At 42.8% G+C, this 23,734-nt stretch carries 18 protein-coding genes; 1 reads left to right on the top strand and 17 read right to left on the bottom strand.

Annotated features, from left to right (window positions below; all coding sequences use genetic code 11):
- Positions 1-116 precede the first annotated feature (116 nt).
- From CRN95_RS10880 to CRN95_RS10790, 17 genes are all read right to left on the bottom strand, one after another.
- Positions 117-797, bottom strand: a complete 681-nt coding sequence (locus CRN95_RS10880; protein ID WP_097020892.1) for a hypothetical protein — start codon at positions 795-797, stop codon at positions 117-119.
- A gap of 2 nt (positions 798-799) precedes the next feature.
- Positions 800-1,105: a hypothetical protein gene (locus tag CRN95_RS10875; RefSeq protein WP_097020891.1), complete on the bottom strand. Its 306-nt coding sequence runs from the start codon at positions 1,103-1,105 to the stop codon at positions 800-802.
- Between the two features lie 7 nt (positions 1,106-1,112).
- On the bottom strand, positions 1,113-1,688 hold the full coding sequence (locus CRN95_RS10870) for a hypothetical protein (RefSeq protein ID WP_145993991.1): 576 nt from the start codon (positions 1,686-1,688) through the stop codon (positions 1,113-1,115).
- Between the two features lie 329 nt (positions 1,689-2,017).
- On the bottom strand, positions 2,018-2,950 hold the full coding sequence (locus CRN95_RS10865; protein ID WP_159462305.1) for a DUF2971 domain-containing protein: 933 nt from the start codon (positions 2,948-2,950) through the stop codon (positions 2,018-2,020).
- A 224-nt stretch (positions 2,951-3,174) separates the two neighbouring features.
- The gene (gene leuS, locus CRN95_RS10860; RefSeq protein WP_097020888.1) at positions 3,175-5,868 is read right to left on the bottom strand and encodes a leucine--tRNA ligase; all 2,694 of its coding nucleotides are present in this window, start codon (positions 5,866-5,868) and stop codon (positions 3,175-3,177) included.
- Positions 5,869-5,984: 116 nt separating this feature from the next.
- Positions 5,985-7,106 carry a hypothetical protein gene (locus CRN95_RS10855; RefSeq protein ID WP_145993990.1) on the bottom strand — a complete coding sequence of 374 codons (1,122 nt, stop codon included), beginning with the start codon at positions 7,104-7,106 and terminating at the stop codon, positions 5,985-5,987.
- A gap of 48 nt (positions 7,107-7,154) precedes the next feature.
- Positions 7,155-8,729: a hypothetical protein gene (locus CRN95_RS10845; protein ID WP_097020885.1), complete on the bottom strand. Its 1,575-nt coding sequence runs from the start codon at positions 8,727-8,729 to the stop codon at positions 7,155-7,157.
- A 26-nt stretch (positions 8,730-8,755) separates the two neighbouring features.
- Complete coding sequence (locus CRN95_RS10840; RefSeq protein ID WP_097020884.1) at positions 8,756-10,063, bottom strand: hypothetical protein; 1,308 nt, start codon at positions 10,061-10,063, stop codon at positions 8,756-8,758.
- Positions 10,050-11,681 (bottom strand): hypothetical protein, encoded by a 1,632-nt coding sequence (locus tag CRN95_RS10835; protein ID WP_097020883.1) that lies wholly within the window; start codon positions 11,679-11,681, stop codon positions 10,050-10,052. Before CRN95_RS10835 ends, CRN95_RS10840 begins: the two co-directional genes overlap by 14 nt.
- Before the next feature lie 24 nt (positions 11,682-11,705).
- Positions 11,706-12,860: a hypothetical protein gene (locus CRN95_RS14590; protein ID WP_103143263.1), complete on the bottom strand. Its 1,155-nt coding sequence runs from the start codon at positions 12,858-12,860 to the stop codon at positions 11,706-11,708.
- Between the two features lie 318 nt (positions 12,861-13,178).
- On the bottom strand, positions 13,179-14,252 hold the full coding sequence (locus CRN95_RS10825; protein ID WP_145993989.1) for a hypothetical protein: 1,074 nt from the start codon (positions 14,250-14,252) through the stop codon (positions 13,179-13,181).
- Positions 14,253-14,264: 12 nt separating this feature from the next.
- Positions 14,265-15,470, bottom strand: coding sequence for a hypothetical protein (locus CRN95_RS14690; protein ID WP_145993988.1), 1,206 nt, complete (start codon positions 15,468-15,470; stop codon positions 14,265-14,267).
- A gap of 131 nt (positions 15,471-15,601) precedes the next feature.
- On the bottom strand, positions 15,602-17,644 hold the full coding sequence (locus CRN95_RS10810; protein ID WP_097020878.1) for a hypothetical protein: 2,043 nt from the start codon (positions 17,642-17,644) through the stop codon (positions 15,602-15,604).
- A 28-nt stretch (positions 17,645-17,672) separates the two neighbouring features.
- Positions 17,673-19,967, bottom strand: a complete 2,295-nt coding sequence (locus tag CRN95_RS10805; protein ID WP_097020877.1) for a hypothetical protein — start codon at positions 19,965-19,967, stop codon at positions 17,673-17,675.
- Positions 19,968-20,004: 37 nt separating this feature from the next.
- Complete coding sequence (locus CRN95_RS10800; protein ID WP_145993987.1) at positions 20,005-21,030, bottom strand: hypothetical protein; 1,026 nt, start codon at positions 21,028-21,030, stop codon at positions 20,005-20,007.
- 27 nt (positions 21,031-21,057) lie between these two features.
- The gene (locus tag CRN95_RS10795) at positions 21,058-21,909 is read right to left on the bottom strand and encodes a TIGR02147 family protein (RefSeq protein WP_369832981.1); all 852 of its coding nucleotides are present in this window, start codon (positions 21,907-21,909) and stop codon (positions 21,058-21,060) included.
- A 198-nt stretch (positions 21,910-22,107) separates the two neighbouring features.
- Positions 22,108-22,551, bottom strand: coding sequence for a hypothetical protein (locus tag CRN95_RS10790; protein WP_088631371.1), 444 nt, complete (start codon positions 22,549-22,551; stop codon positions 22,108-22,110).
- Between the two features lie 242 nt (positions 22,552-22,793).
- On the opposite strand from CRN95_RS10790, the gene CRN95_RS10785 reads away from it, so the two are divergent.
- Entirely contained in the window at positions 22,794-23,642 is an 849-nt protein-coding gene (locus CRN95_RS10785) for an outer membrane beta-barrel protein (RefSeq protein WP_088631372.1), read from the top strand.
- Positions 23,643-23,734: the final 92 nt, after the last annotated feature.

Genomic DNA, 23,734 nt, shown 5'->3' with positions numbered 1-23,734 from the left:
ATTTCTCTCCATAAAAAAGACCGCAGCGATTAAGCTACGGTCTTTTGTAAATCACTGGATCCTTCGACTTCGGCGCGGCGCGCCTTCGCTCAGGATGACACACTCTTTGAAAGATATTATAACAATTCCTTAAAATCAAAGATAAAATTCTCGTCATTCATAGCCAGCCACCTAAGATAATCAATATCGATATGAGCAATATTTCTAATACTTTGCCCTTTATATTTTCCATAAGTTAATACATCATCTAAATGAAGATGTTTGATACTCTTATTCCTTTCTTCAATCACTTCATCCTCATCAAAAAAGATGTGTTCCGCATTTGCTTTAGCCCATTTTACCCATCCCCAATCATAGCAAATAACCTCAGATAAGGTTTCTCCCTTATGCTTGCCAACATCCAACACATCTTTTACACCATAAATTTTTGCCGGCTCTGCCGTAGCCTTCCCCAAAATATCCAAAAGCACCCATGATCCACAGGCCGCACACGGGATTCCTTTCGGCTCAGCATCACTCATTTTGCACCAGCTTTGCTCGGGATTATTTTCCACTGCGTCCGCACGTTCTCCATTTCTGAAATAAAAACCATAAGCATGTCCATATTTTCCGCCCTTACCACCAGGTTTTACATCGTGAACTTCTACAAACTGCGACCGATACCAATCGGACACGCGTCCATCAGGAAATCGCTGTGCACGAAACGGCAAAGCTCTGCCAATATTATAATAGATAGAAATAAGGCTATTCCGAAAGCCCTTTTGATTTATTGTCTTTATGAGTTTAGCTTTATCCATTTTTAAAAACCAGATGTTGCAGACATTGCCCCCAATGGCAACCCAGCAACATAAAAAGAAATATCATAATCATGCGCTTCTGCACTATTGTTATACAATATAACATTTCGACGATTATTAGCAATCACATGAATGGATTCGCCTTGATTAATTTCACAATCTGTTGAAATTTCATCGTCAGCTTCATCATGATTGTTAATCCAAAAAGCACGCAAGTTTGGCGCATTGAGATTAACTTCTACAATAGTACCATTACCCCAAAAATTTCTTATAATTAGTACGGTATTTGCAGCTACAGTTCCATTCATTCAAGCCTCACTTTTTTTTATTTTTAAATTTAATACCTTGAATTTCTATAATATCATCAATCTTCTTTATGACAACTCTATGCATAAATAGTCCAAAAAGAAAAACTGCAGCAATCCAATCCTTATGAAGGCAGTCCACTAATTTTTTCACACCTAATATGGGATTATCTTGATAAGCTTCAAAAAACTTTCCCATAACATAAATTGCACCTAACATAAAAAGAACATAGAAGTACATTTCCAAAGGAACAATTACATACGACTTCATTAGTTCCGTTCGACGGTTTCTCTCATCCAAAACAACACTTGCCGAATTGCACATCAAATTGGAGAAGTCTTTATTCGACAAGTCTGCTTTCCCCATATTTTTGATATTTATAGTTTTTCCTTTTGGCAAATTCTTGTTTTCATCTTTCACAGCGGAATCAGATATCAAAAAACGAATCATTTGAACCAATACAATAAGTACAGGAATCACTAAAAAGAGACCAAGCATAATACCCCTTGTCATAAAAGAAACAATCCATTCAAAAAAGCTTATATTTTCCAAACAGATCGCGATCTCATTTAAAGAATTCATCATTTCTCCAATATTTTATAAACCAATTCTATTATGAATTTACGCTAATATACATCTTTCAATTGAATTAAATTCAACCATTCATTAAAATACACCATTTTTTTGTTCGGAATTCCTAGTCCGTACACAAGCATCTAATTTCTAAGCGTCCCTTTCCCAACAACTTACTTCGCCACAATATTCACAAGTTTGACCGGGACCACGATGGACCACACAACAATTTCGCCGTTCTCTAGGGACACGACTTCAACGGAATTTTTCACAACCTAAAAGCGATAAGTCACATCACAAAAAAGCAGTACATTAAGAAAGAGAGCTTATTCAACACATAATCAAATTTTCCGACGCTCATGTCCCAAGCTCTTAGAAATATCAACATCCTTATAATTATGTAATTCAAGCCAAACCTTCACAGAATCAATATAATAATCAGAAAAAGATGGTCCTAATATAATTTCATCAAATGGATTTCGAATGTCCATCCTGTATCGCGGAATACATTTTTCGTCCACTTCAAACTTTTGTTCAAAATCACTTTTTTCATGTTCTTGATTATAAACAGATCGATTTAGAGCCCCCACAGACTTCGTCAAACGCCATTCCCGTTCCGATTTCCATACGCTATTTTTTATCACCCAAAACGGAGCCCTATTTAGGACAGAAGCCCCTTGCATATCAACAATAGGTTCGCCGTCTTTATCAATTTCTTCTTTATATTTTATCAAATCAGCTTCATCTGTAACTATTTTTATAAATTCTGAAAAGATTTGTTTCATGGTATCATTTCCAAGATAATGAACACATTCTAGTTCAGGAACAGGATATGGAAGATCATTGTTCTTATCTTTATACAACTCTGTATTAAAACGAAGGGCGACACCATTTTCGTTCGCATAATCCTGTCGCCAAAACTGCATAGAATCCTTCATCTCAGACAATGAAAATGAATAATGTTTACCATAATGTTCATTAAGGCGATAGAAATAACTCTCATACCCCAAAAAATTGTCAATAGCAAATTCGCAATATTCCCGTTCATTTTCCTTTTCGAAAATATTTACAACATCTTTTTTATGATTCTTTAAGAAATTATAGAACCAAATTCCTTCATCGGCATCATTAAGAAAATGATAATCAGTAAACCGTAAATTTACTTTTACTCCATTCGGATCGTTAAAAATATGTTGAAGAACATCTATTTTCGTATAATGATAGAGAAATTTATCCGATTCTTCGCAATACATTTTTTTCATATCGTTAAGCATAATCAACTTCCATAATAAAACATTTATTATAGTGAAAAAATACATTTTGTTCAAGAAATAAAAAAGACCGCAGCAGTTAAGCTACGGTCTTCTTATAAATCACAGGATCCTTCGACTTCGGCGCGGCGCGCCTCCGCTCAGGATGACACACTAGTCTTATTTAACCACGATGTTCACGAGCTTGCCCGGAACCACCCCGGAACAAGTCCGGGGCAGGCTCAATATTATGCCGGCTTGACAACGATATTGACCAACTTACCCGGCACAACAATCGACTTGACGACAGTCATTCCCTTGGTAAATTCCTTCACGCGTTCGTTGTCAAGAGCGAGTTTCTCAAGTTCGGCCTTGTCCAAGTCCTTGGCAACAGATGCCTTGGCGCGGACCTTGCCGTTCACCTGGAACACGACTTCCACGGTGTTTTCCACGGCCTTGGAATGGTCGGCTTCCGGCCAGGCGACGTTCGTGAGCGATTCGTTGTGACCGAGGATGCTCCACATTTCTTCGGCGATGTGCGGGGCAAACGGGTGCAGCAACTTCACAAAGGTTTCGCACGGCTCGCGGTAGCGCTTGTCCATCTTCATCATTTCGTTGTTGAAGATCATCAACTGGCTAATGGCGGTGTTGAAGCTCATGTTTTCGATGTCGCTTGTGACCTTGATAACGGTCTGGTGCATCACCTTTTCGATTGCTTCCGGAGCGGTTTCGTCAACATAAACCGGAGCAGCATCGTCGTCACCCACCACGGAGCGCCAGGCGCGGCCGAGGAAGCGGTTCATGCCTTCGATGCCCTTGGTCTGCCACGGCTTCACAGCGTCCAGCGGGCCCATGAACATTTCGTACAAGCGAAGGCTATCGGCACCGTAGTCGCGAACAACGTCATCGGGGTTCACGACGTTCTTGAGGGACTTACTCATCTTAGCCACAATCTGCTTGAGCTCGATGTCCGTACCCTTCTTGAAGTACTTGCCGTTCTTTTCTTCGACTTCGTCAGTCGGGACCTTGGAGCCAGCAGCATCTTCGTATGCGAAGGCAAGAATCATGCCCTGGTTGAAGAGCTTCTGGAACGGTTCGTCGGTAGAGACGAGGCCGAGATCGAACAAGACCTTGTGCCAGAAACGGCTGTAGAGCAAGTGAAGCACGGCGTGTTCGGCACCACCCACATAGAGGTCGACCGGCATCCAGTACTTTTCAAGTTCCTTTGCCACAAATGCGTCGCCGTTGCAAGCGTCGATGTAGCGGAGGTAATACCAGCAAGAACCAGCCCACTGCGGCATGGTGTTCGTTTCGCGGATACCCTTGCGGCCGTTCTTATCGACGACCTGGAGCCATTCGGTGGCGTTCGCGAGCGGAGACTGACCGCCGTCACCCGGCTTGTAGTCCTTGAGTTCCGGCAACAGCACCGGCAGTTCGGAATCATCGACGGTAGAGATTTCGCCATCTTCCCAGTGGATAATCGGGAACGGTTCGCCCCAGTAGCGCTGACGGCTGAAGAGCCAGTCGCGGAGCTTGTAGTTCACGGTTGCCTTACCGATCTTGTTGGCTTCGAGCCATTCGATCACCTTGGCGATACCCTGCTTCTTGTTGAGACCGTTGAGGCAGAGCGTTGCATTTTCGCTGTTGATGTAGGTGCCATCGGCAGCCCAGCAAGCTTCGCCAGCGAGAACCTTCGGGCGAACATCTTCGGGGCAGCTAGCGTCCGGTTCCATAATGCAGATAACCGGGAGGTTGAACTTCTTTGCAAAGTCAAAGTCGCGAGTATCGTGAGCAGGCACAGCCATGATAGCGCCGGTGCCATAGCCCGTCAAAACGTAGTCAGCAACCCACACCGGAATCTTCGTGCCAGTGAGCGGGTTCACAGCGTAAGAACCAGTGAACACACCGGTCTTTTCCTTGGCAAGTTCGGTGCGGTCGAGGTCGCTCTTAAGAGCGGCGGCGTGCACGTATTCTTCCACGGCGGCCTTCTGTTCGGCAGTCGTGAGTTCCGGCACCATAGCGTGTTCCGGAGCAACAACCATGTAGGTCGCACCAAACAGCGTATCGCAACGGGTCGTGTAGACGCGGAGCTTCTTTTCGGTCGGCTTGCCTTCAGCATCGGCGATAGCAAAATCAACTTCGGCACCGTAGCTCTTGCCAATCCAGTTCTTCTGCATGTCCTTCACGCCCTGCGGCCAGTCGAGCTTGTCGAGGCCCTTCAAGAGGCGGTCGCCATACAGCGGGATGCGCATGAGCCACTGCTTGAGGTTACGGCGTTCCACTTCCTTGGTGCCGCACTTTTCGTGAGAGCCGTCGTTCAAAACTTCTTCGTTAGCGCAGACAATCTTGCAGTGCTTGCACCACCACACCTGAGCGTCGGCGTAGTAAGCGAGGCGCTTAGAATCCTTGTACTTGCGGACTTCGGCTGCACCCTTGGCTTCTACATCGGCCGGGATCGGGAGTTCTTCAATCGGGCGGCCCTTCTGCTGGTCTTCATCGAACCAGGTGCCATAAAGGCGCTTGAAAATCCACTGCGTCCACTTGTAATACTTCGGATCGGTAGTGTTGACTTCCTTGTTCCAGTCGTAAGAGAGACCGAGGCGCTTGATCTGGCGGCGGAAATTGTCGCAGTTTTTCTTGGTCGTAATGGCCGGGTGCGTACCAGTCTGGATGGCGTACTGTTCAGCAGGGAGACCGAAAGCGTCCCAACCCATCGGGTGGAGCACATTGAAACCGCGGCTACGCTTGTAGCGGCAAATGATATCCGTTGCAGTGTAACCTTCCGGATGGCCCACATGGAGGCCAGCACCACTCGGGTACGGGAACATATCCAAGCAGTAATACTTCGGCTTGGACTTGTCTTCGCCAGTCTTAAACGTCTGATGTTCTTCCCAGTAGGCTTGCCACTTGGTTTCGATTTCTTGCGGATTATACTTTGCCATTGTAATTGTCCTTTAATTTTTTTCGGGCTAAAATATAGAACTTTTGCGTAAGGCGAGCACCAAAGAAAAAGGGATTGCGGCATGCAATCCCAAAGAGTCAGTCGAAAAAGAGAGGATTATTCGGCGGGAGTCGTATCAGCGTCTTCCAATTCTTCTAACCATTCACCTTCTTTGCAATAGTATTTTTTCCCATCAGATTCCCGATGCAAATCGAAATTATAATTAATCGGGCAACACCCCAGCACAGGATCTAAATTACATTCCACCCATATAGGAGTGTAATAACTATCATAGCCCTTATAGATATAGTGATTCATTTCACCATCAGATTCAAAAGAACAAGTATCGCCTACAACATGATTCTTCAATCCACATTGAACCTCCTGTTCCGACATATACCTCCATACGCCCTTTATGAAAACATAATGTAAAACGTTTCCATACAGTTCGAACGCACAAGTATCACCTTCAACACTATTTGCATTGGTACAATAATATGCATCCGGATTGATAGACCTCCATGCAACTCCATCACATCTATAAAATACAACTACACTATTTTCACCATGACCGTACTCAAGAATCCCTTTATCGCCCTTTGTTTCTGCAGTGCATTGCTTGCCCAACTTTTCAATATCAGCAACCATGTTCTTTTCAGGGTCAAACTCTTTCCAGACTCCATCACCCTTATAGATAAATCTCAGAGTATTTGATCCAGGTATGGAGTTCATTGCTGCAAAGATTCCAAGTTTAGGACCTTTTGTACATATGTCCCCCACTTGCACACCTGCGGTATCGCAAGTAAGGCGAATATCGCCTTCAACCCAAGAGCCCTTTTCGCACCTAAAGTAGGAATTGCCTCCATACTTTGCATTCCCGATCCATTTCGTTTCTACCTTTCCCTCGTTCTCAGCATCGCACTTAGAAGAAAAGCAATCATCGGTAATTATGCCGAGCGTTGTGTTACAGCGACTGTACATGTCTTCTATAGACGAAACCGAATTTTTTTCAGAAGAAGACGACGCAATACTAGAAGACTCCGGCGCAGGAGAAGACATCGCCACAACAGATGACGAAGATTCTAGCGCACTCGAAGCCCCTGGCGCAGGCTCAGAATATGCAACCGGCACATCGAAACTTACAGGATTCGATTCGTTACAAGCCAGCAGCGTAAACGACAAAAATGCGGACAAAGCTATTGCCGTATTCGAAAAGAAATTTTGACGAAAATTGTTCATAACATGCTCCCCTATGGCAATCATCTCACTTTCATAATATACAATTTTTTATTCGGCGGGAGGATTAAGAATGTCTTCGCAACTGGTATTTTCAGACATAACAGCCGACCCCTTAGCGACCCAGCCTTCTTCGGTATAGACATAACAAACCAATGTGTAAATCACTATTCCGAACGAGACATTCCCGCCTTGTTTAGTAATGCCACAGACATCGCCCAACTTAGGTTCCGGCTGATACTGCTCGTTGCAAGTAGCGTCAGCTTTTACCATCTCCCTTTCAAATTCAAGCTGTCTCTTTTCCTCGTCAGAAAGTTTTTCCCATTTATTATTCGCGCACTTAAAGGTCCATGTTGTTTTTGACGCCTTGGGATTCCCAGGATTGCTGCTACAAACAACATCCTGATATTCTCCTTCGTTATTGCCAGCGCACGCTTCCAGCGGGTCGCGGCACTCCGTTTCCACCCATTCGCCCGATTCGCAATGATAATACACATCCCGATCCCAAACCTTTCCATCAGGATACACGGTAACCGTGTCGATTACAGTTTCATACAAGCCCTCATTCTGCAAATTACACTCTATCGAGGGCAATTCAGTCGCAGATGACGTATTTTCACCATCGATTTTCTTCCAAAATGAGGTATATGTAATCGGCTCAGGTTCTTTTTTATAATAACTTTTTTCGTCGCCAGCTTCAATCACACAGGTGTCTTTATCAACAAATTCCGCAAAACAAGCGTATTGGACATCATCTATTTCTCGCCATCCGTACCAACTTGTACATTGGAAATACTCCGTTTTTCTATCGGCACCAACCGTCAATTTTTTAGCATATTCACCACCAGCACTATTACATTCATCAGGAGTCCAATTTCCATCGCCAGCATAAGTATAGATAGCAGTAATGCCCATAGGATTCGGAGGACGAGACACAGTTTTTATACAAGCGTCACCGACTTGTACATTAGCGGTATCGCAAGTAAGTGTAATATCACCTTTTACCCACGAACCACTTTCGCATCGATAATACGCCGGACTACCGTATCTGTCGGATGCAGTGGCATGACCCGCTTTATATTCCGTAATCACCTCGACCTTTCCTTCATTTTCAGAGAAACATTTTCCTAATTTCAGGTTTATTGATTCGCTAGAATCAACAGGGACAAGTTCTATTTCTTTCCAGACTCCATCGCCCGCATAGATGTAATAAGCATGGGTACTACCACCAAATTGGAATCCACCCTTGAAAGTCGCTTCTGAACAAGTGTCACCAACAGCTACCCCAGCAGTATCACAAGCAGCCCACGGTTCGACATTTGTCCAAGAGCCCTGTTTGCACCGAGCATAAAGCACCTGATATCCATACTTTGAATTACCATGTTCTGCAGCTATAACTTGTCCCTCATTTTCAGCATTACAATTCTCTTGCAGACATAAAAAACCTTCAGGAATACTTATTCCCTGACATTCCGATCCTGAAGACAATTCCAGCGCAGGTTCAGAATACGCAACAGGTTCGTCAAAATTTGTAGGGTTCGACTCGCTACAAGCCAACAGCGAAAACGGCAAAGTCACGGCAAAAGCCGTTGCCGTATTGACAGCAACACTTCTAAAGTTCATCATCACCAACTCCTTTTTTCTAAACTTTTTTATTCTGTCCGTTCAAAGGCATAATCCTTAAACACCTTCTTGCCAGAAGTACACTGATAAATAGCGCCACGTTCAAACCGTGACCGTGAATCCATACAGAGACCCCAGCATGGGAGATTACGCGTTGGATATATATACACCTTAGGCAAAACAACTATTTCCGCACCTTCGTTTTCTGGTGTACACGGACTATTTTCATCATCGGATGCGTTCAGCAACCATAACCCACTTTCATCATGCCGATAATAAGCATACAACTTCCATCCACCATCTTCAACAAGTCGATAAGAAACATACAAATTCCATGATCCATTTTCATCATATCGGTAATAACGTTGAGGCACACAAACTCGAACATCCTTGGAATAACAAACTTCCAATAAGCCTCCTGCAATATCTCCGACAGAAGCTTCCTTGGGCAAATCCAAGACGTCAAACTCATCATCAGACAAACCCTCTTTTCGTGCGTCTGTATACTGACGAGGAATCAAGTCTGTTTCAACCCATTTGTCATCTCCGCAATAATAAAGTTTTTCATCCCGCACCCCATATTTTTGATAATCAAAACGCGAGCAATAACCAAGTTCAGGATCATAATCAATCTTCTCCCATTCGTGCGGACCAGATAGATAATTTTCCCAATTCAATATATAAGCTTGAATTTCACCATCTCGTTCAAATACGCAAGTATCTTCACTGTGAACAGTACTACTCGTAGCGCAGTTGTAATCGAAATCACTAATTTCACTCCAAGACTCTGTTTCAAATTTATAATACTTTGTCACTCGGCCATTTTCCGTCACCACATCAATTTTTTTCACCGAATTACACTCACCAAAGCTATCGCCATCGCAGGGTTTAAATTTATTCCAAATACCACCACCTACATACTCATACAAAGTAGAATAACTATACGGAGACCTAATACTAACACCATCATGTGATGTTAAATCACATAAATCGCCCACCTGTACTCCGTCAGTACCGCATTTCACCCATTCGCCTCGTCTAATCCAAGTTCCTTGTTCGCACCGAAAATACTCATGATACCCACGAGTATCCATCATCGATGTTCCTTCTTGATAATATTTCGTTTCAACTTGGCCTTCATTTTCGGCGGTACATGGAGTTGCAGGCAATTCCGAAGAATCCGTAACAGACGACGAAGTTTCCAGCGCAGGTTCAGAATACGCAACAGGTTCGTCAAAATTTGTAGGGTTCGACTCGCTACAAGCCAACAGCGAAAACGGCAAAGTCACAGCAAAAGCCGTCGCCGCAACGGCGGAAATACGATTAAAATTCATCATCACCATTCTTTAACCACGCATCATTCTTTGACCACGCATCATTCTTTGACCACACATCATTCTTTGACCACACATCATACATAAAAAAGTAATAGTACACTTCCCCATCAACTTCATACGAACATGTATCACCAGTGATTGGCTCCTCTATTGCGCATTTTTCATAAACAGCAGCATACTCCTTACAAATGTGCAGATATCCCTCGAGCAGATCACCCTCGAGCGAATCTCTCGAATAACCCATTTTTTCCCACCAATCCTTCAGAGTTCCGCCCATTTTATTCCAACCTTTTTCAGTATAGATATAGCAATCAATAATAATCGGACCAACATTTATCCAACGCGCTCCTTGTGAGACATAAGAAGGGTAGGCATCAGCACAAACATCACCAATCTTACCATCAGTCTCGTAACATTTAATTTTTTTTTCAGAACTCGACGACGAGGATTCAACCATCGACGAAGACGACGATGCAACAGAAGACATCGCCACAGCAGAATCCGCAGGAGCGTTCACAAGTTCCTCGCAAGTCGAGTTAACGCGGCCGTTAGCCTTCAAGACCCACCCCTCTTCGGTATAGACATAGCAATTTAGAACATTCGGCATTATTCCGAAAGCCACATTTCCGCCAGAAACGATACTGCAAATATCTCCTATTTTCGTATCGTCCTTGGTGCAACGCGCATTAATCTGTGCCACCTTAGATTCCTCAGCAGACAATTTTTCCCATTTCTTATTCTTGCATACAAAGTCCCATTCTGTCCTTGGAGCCTTAGGATTACCCGGTTGCTGCGAGCATACGACATTCTTCATTTCGCCTTCATTGTCCGCAGTACACGCGTCGAGCGGGTCTCGGCAATCAGACTTTACCCACTTTCCCGATTCGCAGTGATAATAGGAAGTCCATTCCATTACCTTCCCATCGTCATACACGGCAATCGTATCTAATACCGTCTCGTACATTCCCTCGCTTTCGGCAGGACATGCACTCACTTCCGCGGTGTCTGCAATTACAGGGCGTTCAATATCATGTATTTGCCATTCACCCGAAGAACAGGTATAATGGTATACCTTGTCATCGACCGTCCGTTCAGCACTTTCACCATCAGTACATTCCTTTTCGAGGTCTGGCGCATTCAAGACTTCTTCACAAGAACTTTTTTGATTTTCGTCATAAAAATCGTCAGCACCTTTTTTTGTCCAACCATTTTCAGTATAGACATAGCAGCTCAAACGAATTGGGCCTCCCATAGAGACATATCCGAGATATTCAACCGGGCAAACATCGCCAATTTTCGCATTGGCTTGATTGCATTCAATATCAATCGCACTCTTCATATTCCAGGAACCTTGTTCGCATTTAAAGTATTGATCAGAGCCATACTTCGGATTCCCAACAAACAGTTTTTCGACCGTCCCTTCGCGCTCCGCATTACAAGCCGGGAATGAATAGGCAACGCCTTCAATATAAACTTGTACACTATCACCAGATTCACCCGATGACAAACCAGATTCACCCGAAGGCGAAGTAACATTCTCGTCACTACAGGCAGTGAGCGATATCATTGAGATTACAGCCATCGCTGCAATCGCAGAAAAAGAAATTTTATTAAGCATATTCACGCCCCTTCTTTAGTCTTATCATTCAATGCGTCGATCACCCACTAATTCCCATTTACCCAAGTTTTTTTCAGAATCATATTTGCATTGGTAATCAAGCTCTCGTTTTCTTCCAAGAGGCACCGGCCAGGCAGGTGTTACAGATTCTCCAAGATAAGAAACCTCTATACCCGCATCAACAACTACCTTTTCCCCATCATTCAATTCATTGCAAACTTCCGTAGGGCTTGCCAAGGTCGACCTTTTAAAACTAGCATCAATCACGATAGCACCAGGTCTCCAATCATATGCGATTGTGTATTTACTCCAAGAAACAGCTTTCTGCACATTAACGCACTTATAAGTCAATCCATCTCGTTCATACACAGTGCCAAGATTTCCTTCAGTACACTCAATTTCTTGGAACCTGCTATCATTTTGCAAATCTTCATCCGTCTCCAAAGTCCAAGTACCATTCGAGCGATATCGATAATGATTTTCAGCCACACAGTAAGCTGAAGTTTTGGTCACCCAGTTCAACAAAGTGTCATAGACCAAAGTGACTCCATTAACGCAACGTTCCAGCGTTCCTTCGGCACGGTCACCCATCGAGGCGTTTTGGGGCAAATCCAAAACATCATATTCCTCATCACTCAAGCCCTCTTTTCGAGAGTCCATATACTGCTGAGGAACCATAACGGCAGGCAGCCATTTACCCCATACACAGTAATAATAATCCGCACCCGATTTTTTATACAGTTTATGAGAATTATAGCTTTCAGAACACAGATTAATTGTTGAATCAGCGTTAAATTCTCTCCAACGATTACCAGCATATACAACATTCCTTAAATCACCGTCATCGGTTTTATACGAGCATTCATCACCATCAACAGGATAAGGCTTAGTAACACTGCATTTTACATCTGCTTCGGTCAGTTCTCTATCGGGGGATTTCTCCGAAGAAGACGATTCTTCTGATGACGACGAAGATTCTATCGAAGGTGCGGAGCTGCTTGAAAGTTCCAATCCACTCGAAGACGACTCCGACTCTACCGAAGGCGTTGAGCTGCTCGAAAGTTCGGATTCATCCGGGACGTTAGTGATATCTGAGTTCTCGTCACTGCAGGCAGTAAGCGATAACATTGAAAATGCAGCCACAGCTGCAATCGCACAAACATGATTCCTATTGAACATAAACACATCTCCAGTGTAATGTCAAAAATTATTTTATAATAAAATACTCAATTACATGTACAAAAGACACATTCGAACTTTTTTGTAAGAAAAAAATTCATACATGTCCCTACTCATTATAAAATAAAAATCTACATCAAACAACGCAACATTATTTTAAAAACAAAAATGGCGTTTTTGAACAAATTTAAGCAATTTTAAAATTCAAATAAAAAAAGTTTCAAAATATAAAACAAAAACTAGTTTCTATAAAACAAAGAAGCCCTGGAAAGGATTCACCCATCCAGAGCTAAAATTACAAGTCTGCACTTTTAATTTTCACTTATCAATTCTTGCCATTTCTTCCGTTTCAATCTTAGTCCAGACACCATCGCCCTGATACACAAAAGACACAATCTCACCCGTAGGATTCATGCCGGCCTGGAATATGTTTATCGAATTCTGCTTAACACAAGTGTCACCCACAGCCACGCCAGCAGTATCACAAGTGAGGCTAATATCGCCTTCAACCCAAAAGTCTTTTTGACACTTATAATACGACATATGCCCATACTTGGAATTTCCGCTCCACAGCGATAAAACACGACCATCATTCTCAACATTGCAATCTTCCGCATAAACTTCATCGCCAATAACAGGAATCGGTTCACTGCAAACATCCTTCAGCACTTCACCTGATTGTTCCACCAAAAAACGCGTTTTGGCACCTTTGGTCTCATAATCACACTTCAAATTATTTTCAGAGCGTTCAACATCATGTATTTGCCATTCACCCGAAGAACAGGCATAATGATATACCTTATCATCGACCTTTCTTTCAGTACTTTCACCATCAATACATTCCGTTTCAATCTTAGGCGCATTCAGGACTTCTTCACAAGTACCTGCGTATGCAGGATCATACCAGTCGTCATATCCCTTATATGTCCACCCCTTTTCGGTATAGACATAGCAACTCAAACGAATTGGGCCACCCAATGAGAGATATCCGACATAGTCAATTGAGCATATATCGCCAATTTTCGCATCGGTTTGATTACACTCAATATCGATTGCACTTTTTGCATTCCAGGAACCTTGTTCGCATTTAAAGTATTGATCAGAGCCATACTTCGGATTCCCAACAAACAGTTTTTCGACCGTTCCTTCGCGTTCCGCATTACAGGCCGGGAATGAATAGGCAATGCCTTCAATATAAACTTGTACACTATCACCAGATTCACCCGATGACGACGACAGTTCAATCAAAGGAGCAGAGCTACTTGAAAGAGCAGATTCTCCCGAAGCTCCGGTAATATCTGAATTTTCGTCACCACAGGCTGTGAGCGAAACCATCGAGAACGCAGCCATCGCTGCAATCGCAGAAAAAGAAATTTTATTAAACATTTTCATGGCTCCTTTTTTTTAGTCGTAAAAGCTAACGCTATTTTCACCCACTACTTCCCATTTACCCGACGAGTTTTCGGAATCATATTTGCATTGATAGTCAAGCAGACGTTTGTGACAAGGAAAATATCCGCCAACTATAGGACCAGCATCAATAGTAACTTCTTCCCCATCATTCGATTCATTGCAAGCTTCCGTAGGGCCTATCAAAATTGACCTTTTATAATGAGCATCAACCTCGACAGCACCTGGTTTCCAACTATACTTGCATGTGTTTTTATTGCAAAAATCGGTAGTTCGCACATTCTCGCACCTATAAATTTTACCATCTCCTAGTTCATATTCAGCGCCAAGATTTCCTTCAGTACACTCAATTTCTTGGAACCTGCTATCATTTTGTAAATCTTCATCCGTCTCCAAAGTCCAGGTACCATTCGAACGATATCGATAATGATTTTCGGCCACACAGTAAGCTGAGGTTTTTGCAGTACCATAGCCATACATTCCATTATGAAGCATTAAGGTAACACCATTATGGCAATTTTCCAACAATCCTTCAGCACGGTCACCTACCGAGGCATTTTTGGGCAAATCCAAAACATCATATTCTTCATCACTCAAGCCCTCTTTTCGGGGATCCGTAAATTGTTGAGGAACCATAACGGCAGGGAACCATTCACCCCAAGCACAGTAATAATAATCCTCACCCAATTTTTTATACAGTTTACTATTAATAGCATTTGTAGAACACCGATCAGATGTTGAAACATCGCTTAATTTCCTCCAACGACCATCAACATACACAAATTCACTTAAATAACCGCCATCGTTTTTATACGAGCATTCATCACCATCAACAGGATTCGGCTTAATAGCGTTGCATTTTACATCGGTTTCAATCAAATCACTATCGGGAGATTTCTCTGACGAGGATGAAGATTTTTCCGATGACGACGAAGATTCGATTGAGGGCGCAGAGCTACTAGACTGTTCTGTTTCACTTGACGACGATTTCGGAACAATCGAATGCACAGAGCTGCTAGACAGCTCCCGTTCACTCGAAGAAGACGACTCCGGCTCAACCGAAGGCGTGGAGCTGCCCGAAAGTTCGGATTCTTCCGGAACATTGGTGATATCTGGATTTTCGTCACTGCAGGCAGTGAAAGACATCATCGAGATTGTAGCCATTGCCGCAATCGCACAAACATGATTCCTATTGAACATAAACACATCTCCAGTGCAACGTCAAAAAATATTTTACGACAAAATACTCAATTACATGTGTAAAAACACATTCAATTTTATATGTAAGAAAAAAAGTATTTTCTTACATATTGCAACTTATCATAAACGTATTATTCAGTCCGGCCAAAAATATATTCCTCGAGAACATATTCACCAGATGTACATCTATAAACTTCACCAGGATCATGCGGCGCAGGAGGGAACACCGTCAAAACACCTTCTCTTTCCGCAGTACAAGGCACAGCTAGACTAGGCCGCGGATCATTGTGCAGATCAACTCCCGTTTCAGCAGTCCAGAAACCATTTCCACGATAGCGGTAATAATTTCGAGGCATGCAATAACTGTATTTTACATAATTGCCACCTATAGATAATTCATCATTATACCAACAGCTTTCAAGAAGTCCTCCAACACGGTCGCCCACCTTAGCATCCTTGGGCAAGTCAAGCATATCAAATTCCTCATCCGTCAGGCCCTCTTTTCGAGAGTCCGTATATTGGCGAGGTATAAGACTCTTTTGCAGCCATTCACCATACATGCACAAATAATATTTATCACCTTTCTTACGGTAAATCCAATCCTCATGAAAGGGACTATAATAATGCATCGTGCAGTAGCCCAATTCGGGATCTACTTTTGATTCCTCCCAGAGATCTATATCTTGCAGATCTGAATGCATAAACAAATAATACTGCATGCCATTTTCCGATTCAAAAGAGCATGTATCTCCAACAACCGTTTTTTCCGTAGTGCAATGATAATCTTTCTCATAGATTTTAGTCCACTCGCCATTGGAACAGGCATAATATGATGTAATTACATCAGCCCCTTTGCCAACAACGAATTTTTCTTTATCACCCTCATTCTCCGCCGTACATTTCTTGGTCATTTCGAAATAGTCTTGAACTTCCATCCAAACGCCATCGCCAGCATATACAAACACATATTCAGGTGGTCCGGAATTTGGCATGGATGCCCGGAATATATTCATCGTTCCAGTTTTGTGGCACAAGTCACCCACCTGCACACCCGCGGTATCACAGGTAAGGCGAATATCGCCACGAACCCACAAGCCTTTTTCACACCTACTATAAGTATAGCCTCCATATTTTGCGTTTCCTTCCCATACAACGTTGACCTCACCTTCATTTTTCGCAGTACATTCCACATCAACTGATTTAGAATAGACTTCATTACTTGAATAAGGAGCCCATCCGTTTTCAGTACATTTAAACGCAGAATCACGAAAAACTGAACTTCTACTGTCATCAATCAATAATTTTCGCATTCCAAGATTCGAAGCATCGCATTTGCCGAGACCATACTGATTTGTCCAAAAGCGATTCACGTAAGTCTCAAATGCCGGAACATCGGCAATTTTCCACGATTCGATATTTTTACGAATTTCCGCAAGCTTTCCCGAACGATTCGCTTTGCAAGCAAAATCTGCAATTTTCATCTTAAGCAAGGAATCATTCCAAACGCCATCTGCAGCAAAATCCTGGCCCATCAAGGCAAAACGCTCCATAAAACTAGCATCCGATTCTTCACCAAGTAAAAGAACGTTGATTGCTAGGAGCGCCGCATCGCCTTCGCTATTTCCAAATATGTTCAGATATTCAACCTTGTCATAATCGACATCGGCATAAAAAGCTGCAAAAATTTCACTATCCGCTTGTTGTTTCGCCTCTTCAATGGACACATTATTTTGTTCCATCAAAGTCTGAACTCGTTCATATTCAAGATGCGTAAGCAAGTTTATATTCACTTTCGGCTGTTTACTGACATCAGCGAGAGCCTTCATGAATATTGAACCGTTTGACTTTTTGCCGGTAACCTCATTACGGTAATACCCGTTCACTTCAAGCAAAACATACGGATGATCCAAGGCCACATTTTCGATAGAAAAATCGCCCCTATCATTTACCACTTTTCCTTTAAAGCTTTTGCCTGTTTGCGCAAGCGAGTTTTCGTCAAGTTCTTGCATCGTAACCGAAGAACCTTCCAAGAAAGGTCCCTTCTGAGAGACGCCGTTAATTGTTACGTCAAGAGCATCGTTGCCGACAGAAACATTTTCTGACGAGCACGCCCAAAAGAACGTTCCAACAAGAAGAATCAATCTAGATACAATAAATTTTTTACAGCACATCATCTTAAAACACCTTTTTATAAGAAAACAATTAATTCTTTTTAACAGAACGTTCAAAAACTAAACCAACACGCCAATAACGATATTTCAAAGATTCGTAATTCGATTCTGGATAGGGATAAATTTTTAAGGTATCATAAACGCACTCGTAAATCTCATCAGGATCATCAAATCTCTTCCCATAAGATAAAACCCTTGTACCCAACAATTCCGGCGAGCAGATTCTATCATCATAATAGGGAATACGCTTATAAGCTGCTAATTCTTCAGGAGTCTCCAAAGTCCAAGATCCATTTTCACGATAAAGGTAGTAATGGCGAGGCATACAGTAATCGTATATTTCATCACGTCCTTCCCCATTAGGATCACTCACATAAAATTCAACATCACTCCAGCAATCTTCCAACAAGCCACCAACTCGATCGCCCACCTTAGCATCTTTAGGCAGGTCGAGAACATCGAATTCTTCATCCGTCAAGCCTTCTTTTCGGGAATCCGTATATTGTCGCGGCACAAGGTTTAACAAGATCCAATCTCCTTCTTGGCAATAGTAATAGCTGCCATCCAATTCACTATATAAACGCGGTAAATCAAAAAGAAAGCTAGACAAAACAGGACAATAACCCAATTTCGGATCGGCTTTACTTGGACACCACTTACCATCTATATATATATAAGCTTCCCGTTCTCCGTGCCATTCAAACGAACAGGTATCACCTTCTACAGCTCCTTCCGTAGCACAGTTATCTTTGAAGCCATTTCTTTCCACCCATTTGCCATCTTTGTATCGATAATCACGTTGCTGATACTCATCGTTGAACGAACACGTATCACCTTCAACCAGATTTTCCGATAAACAACTAGGAGTTATGTTACTCAAATTATAGCCGGTAATTTTTCTGATAGTCCATTCACCATTATGACATTCATACGATACTGTATCCGTTCTGCCAGGAGTCTCATCAAAAATGTTATAAGGTCTATCCTCATACCATATCGTATCCTTTCTACCAGGAATCACATCAAAAATAAGCCAAGCGAAATTTCCTTCATAACTCTCGGTACACTCCTTGGTAATCTCTGTTCTAGGATCATAATCTTCCCATGTTCCGTTACCCGCATAAACATAAAACCCCACACCTGATTTAATGCCCATCCCAGCAGCATATGAGCCCACAACTCCAGTTCTTCGACAAAGGTCCCCCACCTGCACACCAGCGGTATCGCAAGTAAGGCTTATACTCCCACTAACCCATAACCCACCTTCACATCTATAATAGTTCACGTATCCATACTTGGGATTTTTCACCCATACAGATTTGACCTTACCTTCATTTTCAAGAGAACACTCCTCTGTAATCGAAGTAGAAAAAGAAACGCCACTCGAATCAGGGAACCATCCATTTTCAGTACATTTAAACGCAGAATCACGAAAAACTGAACTTCTACTGTCATCAATAAATAATTTCCTCATTCCAAGATTCGAAGCATCGCATTTGCCGAGACCATACTGATTTGTCCAAAAGCGATTCACGTAAGTCTCAAATGCCGGAACATCGGCAATTTTCCACGATTCGATATTTTTACGAATTTCCGCAAGCTTTCCCGAACGGTTCGCTTTGCACGCGAAATCTGCAATCTTCATCTTGAGCAAGGAATCATTCCAAACGCCATCCGCTGCAAAATCTTGGCCCATCAAGGCAAAACGCTCCATGAAACTAGCATCCGATTCTTCACCAAGTAAAAGAACGTTGATTGCTAGGAGCGCCGCATCACCTTCGCCATTTCCAAAGATGTTCAGATATTCAACCTTGTCATAATCGACATCGGCATAAAAAGCTGCAAAAATTTCACGATCCGCTTGTCGCTTAGCCTCTTCGATGGACATATTATTTTGTTCCATCAAAGTCTGAACTCGTTCATATTCAAGATGTGTAAGCAAGTTTATATTCACTTTCGGCTGTTTACTGACATCAGCGAGAGCCTTCATGAATATGGAACCGTTTGACTTTTTACCGGTAACCTCATTGCGGTAATACCCGTTCACTTCAAGCAAAACATACGGATGATCCAAGGCCACATTTTCGATAGAAAAATCGCCCCTATCATTTACCACTTTTCCTTTAAAGCTTTTGCCTGTTTGCGCAAGCGAGTTTTCGTCAAGTTCTTGCATCGTAACCGAAGAACCTTCCAAGAAAGGTCCCTTCTGAGAGACGCCGTTAATCATTCCATCAAGGGCTTCATTGCCACCAGAAACATTTTCTGACGAGCACGCCCAAAAGAACGTTCCAATCGTAAACAAAATTGAAGTCTTAGCAAATTTCATAAGTAAGTTCCTATGTTTATTCAATTCCATAAACGGATTACTCGGCTAACAACCACCGGCATCCAATACCATCATCAGTACATCTGGATTCATTGTTGTAGTAGCACACAAACTCTTTATCATAATATTTGCTATAAGGATTAGTATTTTTTCTCATTTCCCCAGAATGATTTTTATCACACAGTCCAAGATTATACTCATTTATCCAAAACACATAAAGAAGGCCGTCTATATAAGGAGCAAAAAACAACGGGGATCCATCACGTAGATTCCACGACTCCACATTATCCCAGATTTTTGACAATATTGTATGCTCTACATCTTTCTTATATTCTTCACTTTCAAGTTGATAAGCCCAATCCGCAACTTCGCCCTTTTCTGGGCCGTGCCACTCACCATTTTCTGCAAAAGAACGAGCAGCCAAAGCGAGGCGTTCAGAAAAGTCCGCAACAGAGTCATTCCCCAGCATCAGTACGCTTAAAGCAAATAAAACATCGCTATTCTCCCCTGATAAAATATTCATATCTTCCGGAGATTGCCAATCTTTTGTAAAGCCGAATGACGAAAAAATTTCTGACTCAGCTTGTTTTTTAGCATCTGCAAAAGACATGCCCTGTTTCTGAACAAGATTAAGAACACGATCCGTCTCTAGATGCGTAAGAACATTCACATTTACATTGTTACGGTTCGTCAAATCCGTAAGGGCATTTAAAGAAATCATGCCTTCAGAATTTTTTCCGGTAACTTCATTACGAAAATAGCCATTTACTTCAAGCAAAGCATACTGCGAAGCAAGATTCACATTCTTGACAGCAAAATCTCCCAAATTAGTTTTTACGCTTGTCTTGAAACTCCGACCTGTTTGAATTAAAGTTTTTCCATCGAGTTCCTGAATCGTCACCGAGGAACCCACCAAGAAAGGGCCCTTCTGCGTAACACCAGCAACTTCACGATCCTTAATCGCAACAATGCCTTCGGCTTCTTCGCTCGTGCCGCCCGCCATATTGCTTTCGGAGCAAGCCCAAAACAAAGTTGCAAATGCAACTAAATACCAATACTTCATACTCACTCTCACTCGTTTAAATTCAATTTATTTTTGATTCACTCTTACAGAAGTGCCATTGCAAATATTTTCCGTCAGCGGGAAAAGTTGCATGTTCAAACGGCAAACTTTTTCCACATTCTTATCTTCAGAGACAATCGACACAATACGTTTACGGCACTGGACAAGCTCTTCAACAACTTTCGCATAACTTTCTGCTGTCACGCCCATGGTAATACCGCTAAAGTTTCGTTCCGAAATAGGCAATTTGTCCAAAGCCTCCAAAGCAAATTCACCCATCTGGCGCAACAACGAATGAACGGCCACAGCAACGACGTTCAAGCGTCCCGTCGAGAGCGATTGATTCGCCTGGTGGTAACGTCCCTTGACATCACGCGTCAAAAGTCCAGACTTCACCAAAAAACTTAAACTTTCACTGACATCCGCTGCAGAAATCGGAGGCTTGCACATTTTGGCAATCTCGTTCGGTTTCGCCCCCGGCATCGCTACAGCAAGTTCACGGACAACAGAATGTTTCCACGTTTCATAGAAGGTGTAAAGCTCACTTCCAAGAATTTTCACACGGCTAGCTTCACAGAGCGCTTGCATTTCTTCAAAGCATTTTTTCTTTTCAAGATCCGTTTTCGCACGTTCATAGCGCACCATCAAGACAAAATAATCACGTTCAAAATCGGACAAGTTCATAGCTTGCGCGGTTCTTTTCGCCCCATCTTCGCGAAGCCTTGTCTTGCCATCGCAAACGAGCTTCAAGTGCGAACCAGAAGCAAACCCCGCCAATTTCGCAAATTCACGCCATGTAAACGCAGAACAGCGCTTCCGTTCGTGGTAATAATCCAACAAATATTCGCGATAATCTTTGTATTCGGTAATAGGCTTCATGATAGTAAAAATAAAAATTTGTACCGAACAACACAATAGCACTTCAAAAACAAAAATGGCGTTTTTAAGCAAATTTCGGCAATTTCAAAATTCAATCTAAAAAATTTTAAAAATTTAAAACAAAAATAAGTTTTTATAAAACAAAGAAGCCCTGGAAGGCGGCCACCCATCCAGAGCTAAAATTAGAAGTCTACGCTGTTAGTTTTCACCGTTTCGCATTTCGACCTGCTCACGGTCCATGGTGTAGGTCAGATATTCTCTAAAGTCACGTTCGATTTCCACTTCAGGGGCTTCGTTAACATAACCGCCGAAAACATCAATAAGTTCTCGATTGTCCGTCCAGCCAAGCACATTGACAGCGTTAAACGTCATGGACTTATTGCCCGGAGCACTGGCTATATATTCAATCTTGGACTTTTCGACCCAGCCCTGTCCGCAGCTTCCTTTTACGAGAACTTCCGTGTCAGTGTCCCTGACAATCGTAAGAGCATCGTTAAAGCCTGCCGTGCACACGACCTTGCCACCACCTTTTTCTGAAGTAACATTGATATCACCCAGCTTAGACTTTACTTGCCTCGCCGCAAAAGAAGACGAGACCAGAACAGACAAAGCAAGGAACATCATCAACTTTGCGGTTTTCATGATTGACCTCCTTATTTATTAGGGTGGGACATCCACCCACTTTTCAAATTACAAAGTAAAGTTTACACAGACCACAAAAACCCTAGTTTAAATTAGAATAGAGACTATTCATCCCGTTTTCATTAGCCATGCCGAGCAATAGGCGCACGCGCCCTTTCTGTAAACTTTCTTTTTCTATTTATTTAACCCTTATTAAAATATTTTTAAGTCGTTGAACCTCCACGATTTGTTATTATTTCGCCATGCTTTTAAAAAATTCTTGCATTCTCGCGTCCATGGTTTTAGCACTTTCCACAAGTGCATTCGCTCAAAGTTCCGATGATGATGAATGGGTTTCTGTCGATTCACCCAGACCCGCAACCAGCGAAAATAACTCCAGCTCTTACGACGGAACAAACGACAGCGAATTTGCAAATGACGAAGAATACGCAAGCGCATACGCTAGATACAAGACGCAGACTACATCGCGTTCCGAAATTAGCAAGCAGCGTAGTGAAGGGTTCTCACAGTCCGTGTTCCTTGGCGCACGTGTCCAGGGCGGTTTCAACACGTTCCTCGGTTCAAATTCCGACGGATGGGGCGCAGGCTGGAACGTAGGCGCAGGCCTTATCATCAAGATTTCGATGTTCACCAAGAACTTTAGCCTTGTCCCGGAACTCACGTTCAACTACCGCCAATACAATTACGAAAAAGACATGGACGTTTACACGAACAAGGCCAAGCTCAACATTATGTTGTTTGAACTTCCAATCATGTTCCGTTACACGTTCGAGCAATATGACTTTTTCGCCGCAGCAGGTTTGCACCTCGGACTTAAGCTGATGGGCGATACCGAATTCAGTTCCGAAGCCAACGGCGGCGTAGTGACTGGAAACGCCGACAAGAGCACCAACACATTCGTTTCGACGAACATGGAAGTTGGTATGGCTATCGAAGGCGGTTACATGCTGACACGCAACATCCACCTGAATCTTCGCGTTGTTCAATGCTTCACAAACCTTTTGAACCAGGGCTTGACTGTGGAACCGTCTTTCACGAACTCCACACTCCTCACCTTCTACACCAACGTCGGTGTATCGTTCCTGTTCTAGAGACCGTCATGTTAAGCCCCAGCCATTTCGTCATGTTGAGCCCACTGGGCGAAACATCCAGTGAAATTTCAACGCGGCATGAACTGCCGCGA

Source organism: Fibrobacter sp. UWB16, from assembly GCF_900215325.1.
Classification (GTDB): Bacteria; Fibrobacterota; Fibrobacteria; order Fibrobacterales; family Fibrobacteraceae; genus Fibrobacter.
The sequence above is the reverse complement of the archived record's forward strand: the minus strand, read 5'-3'. Positions and strand labels throughout refer to the sequence as shown.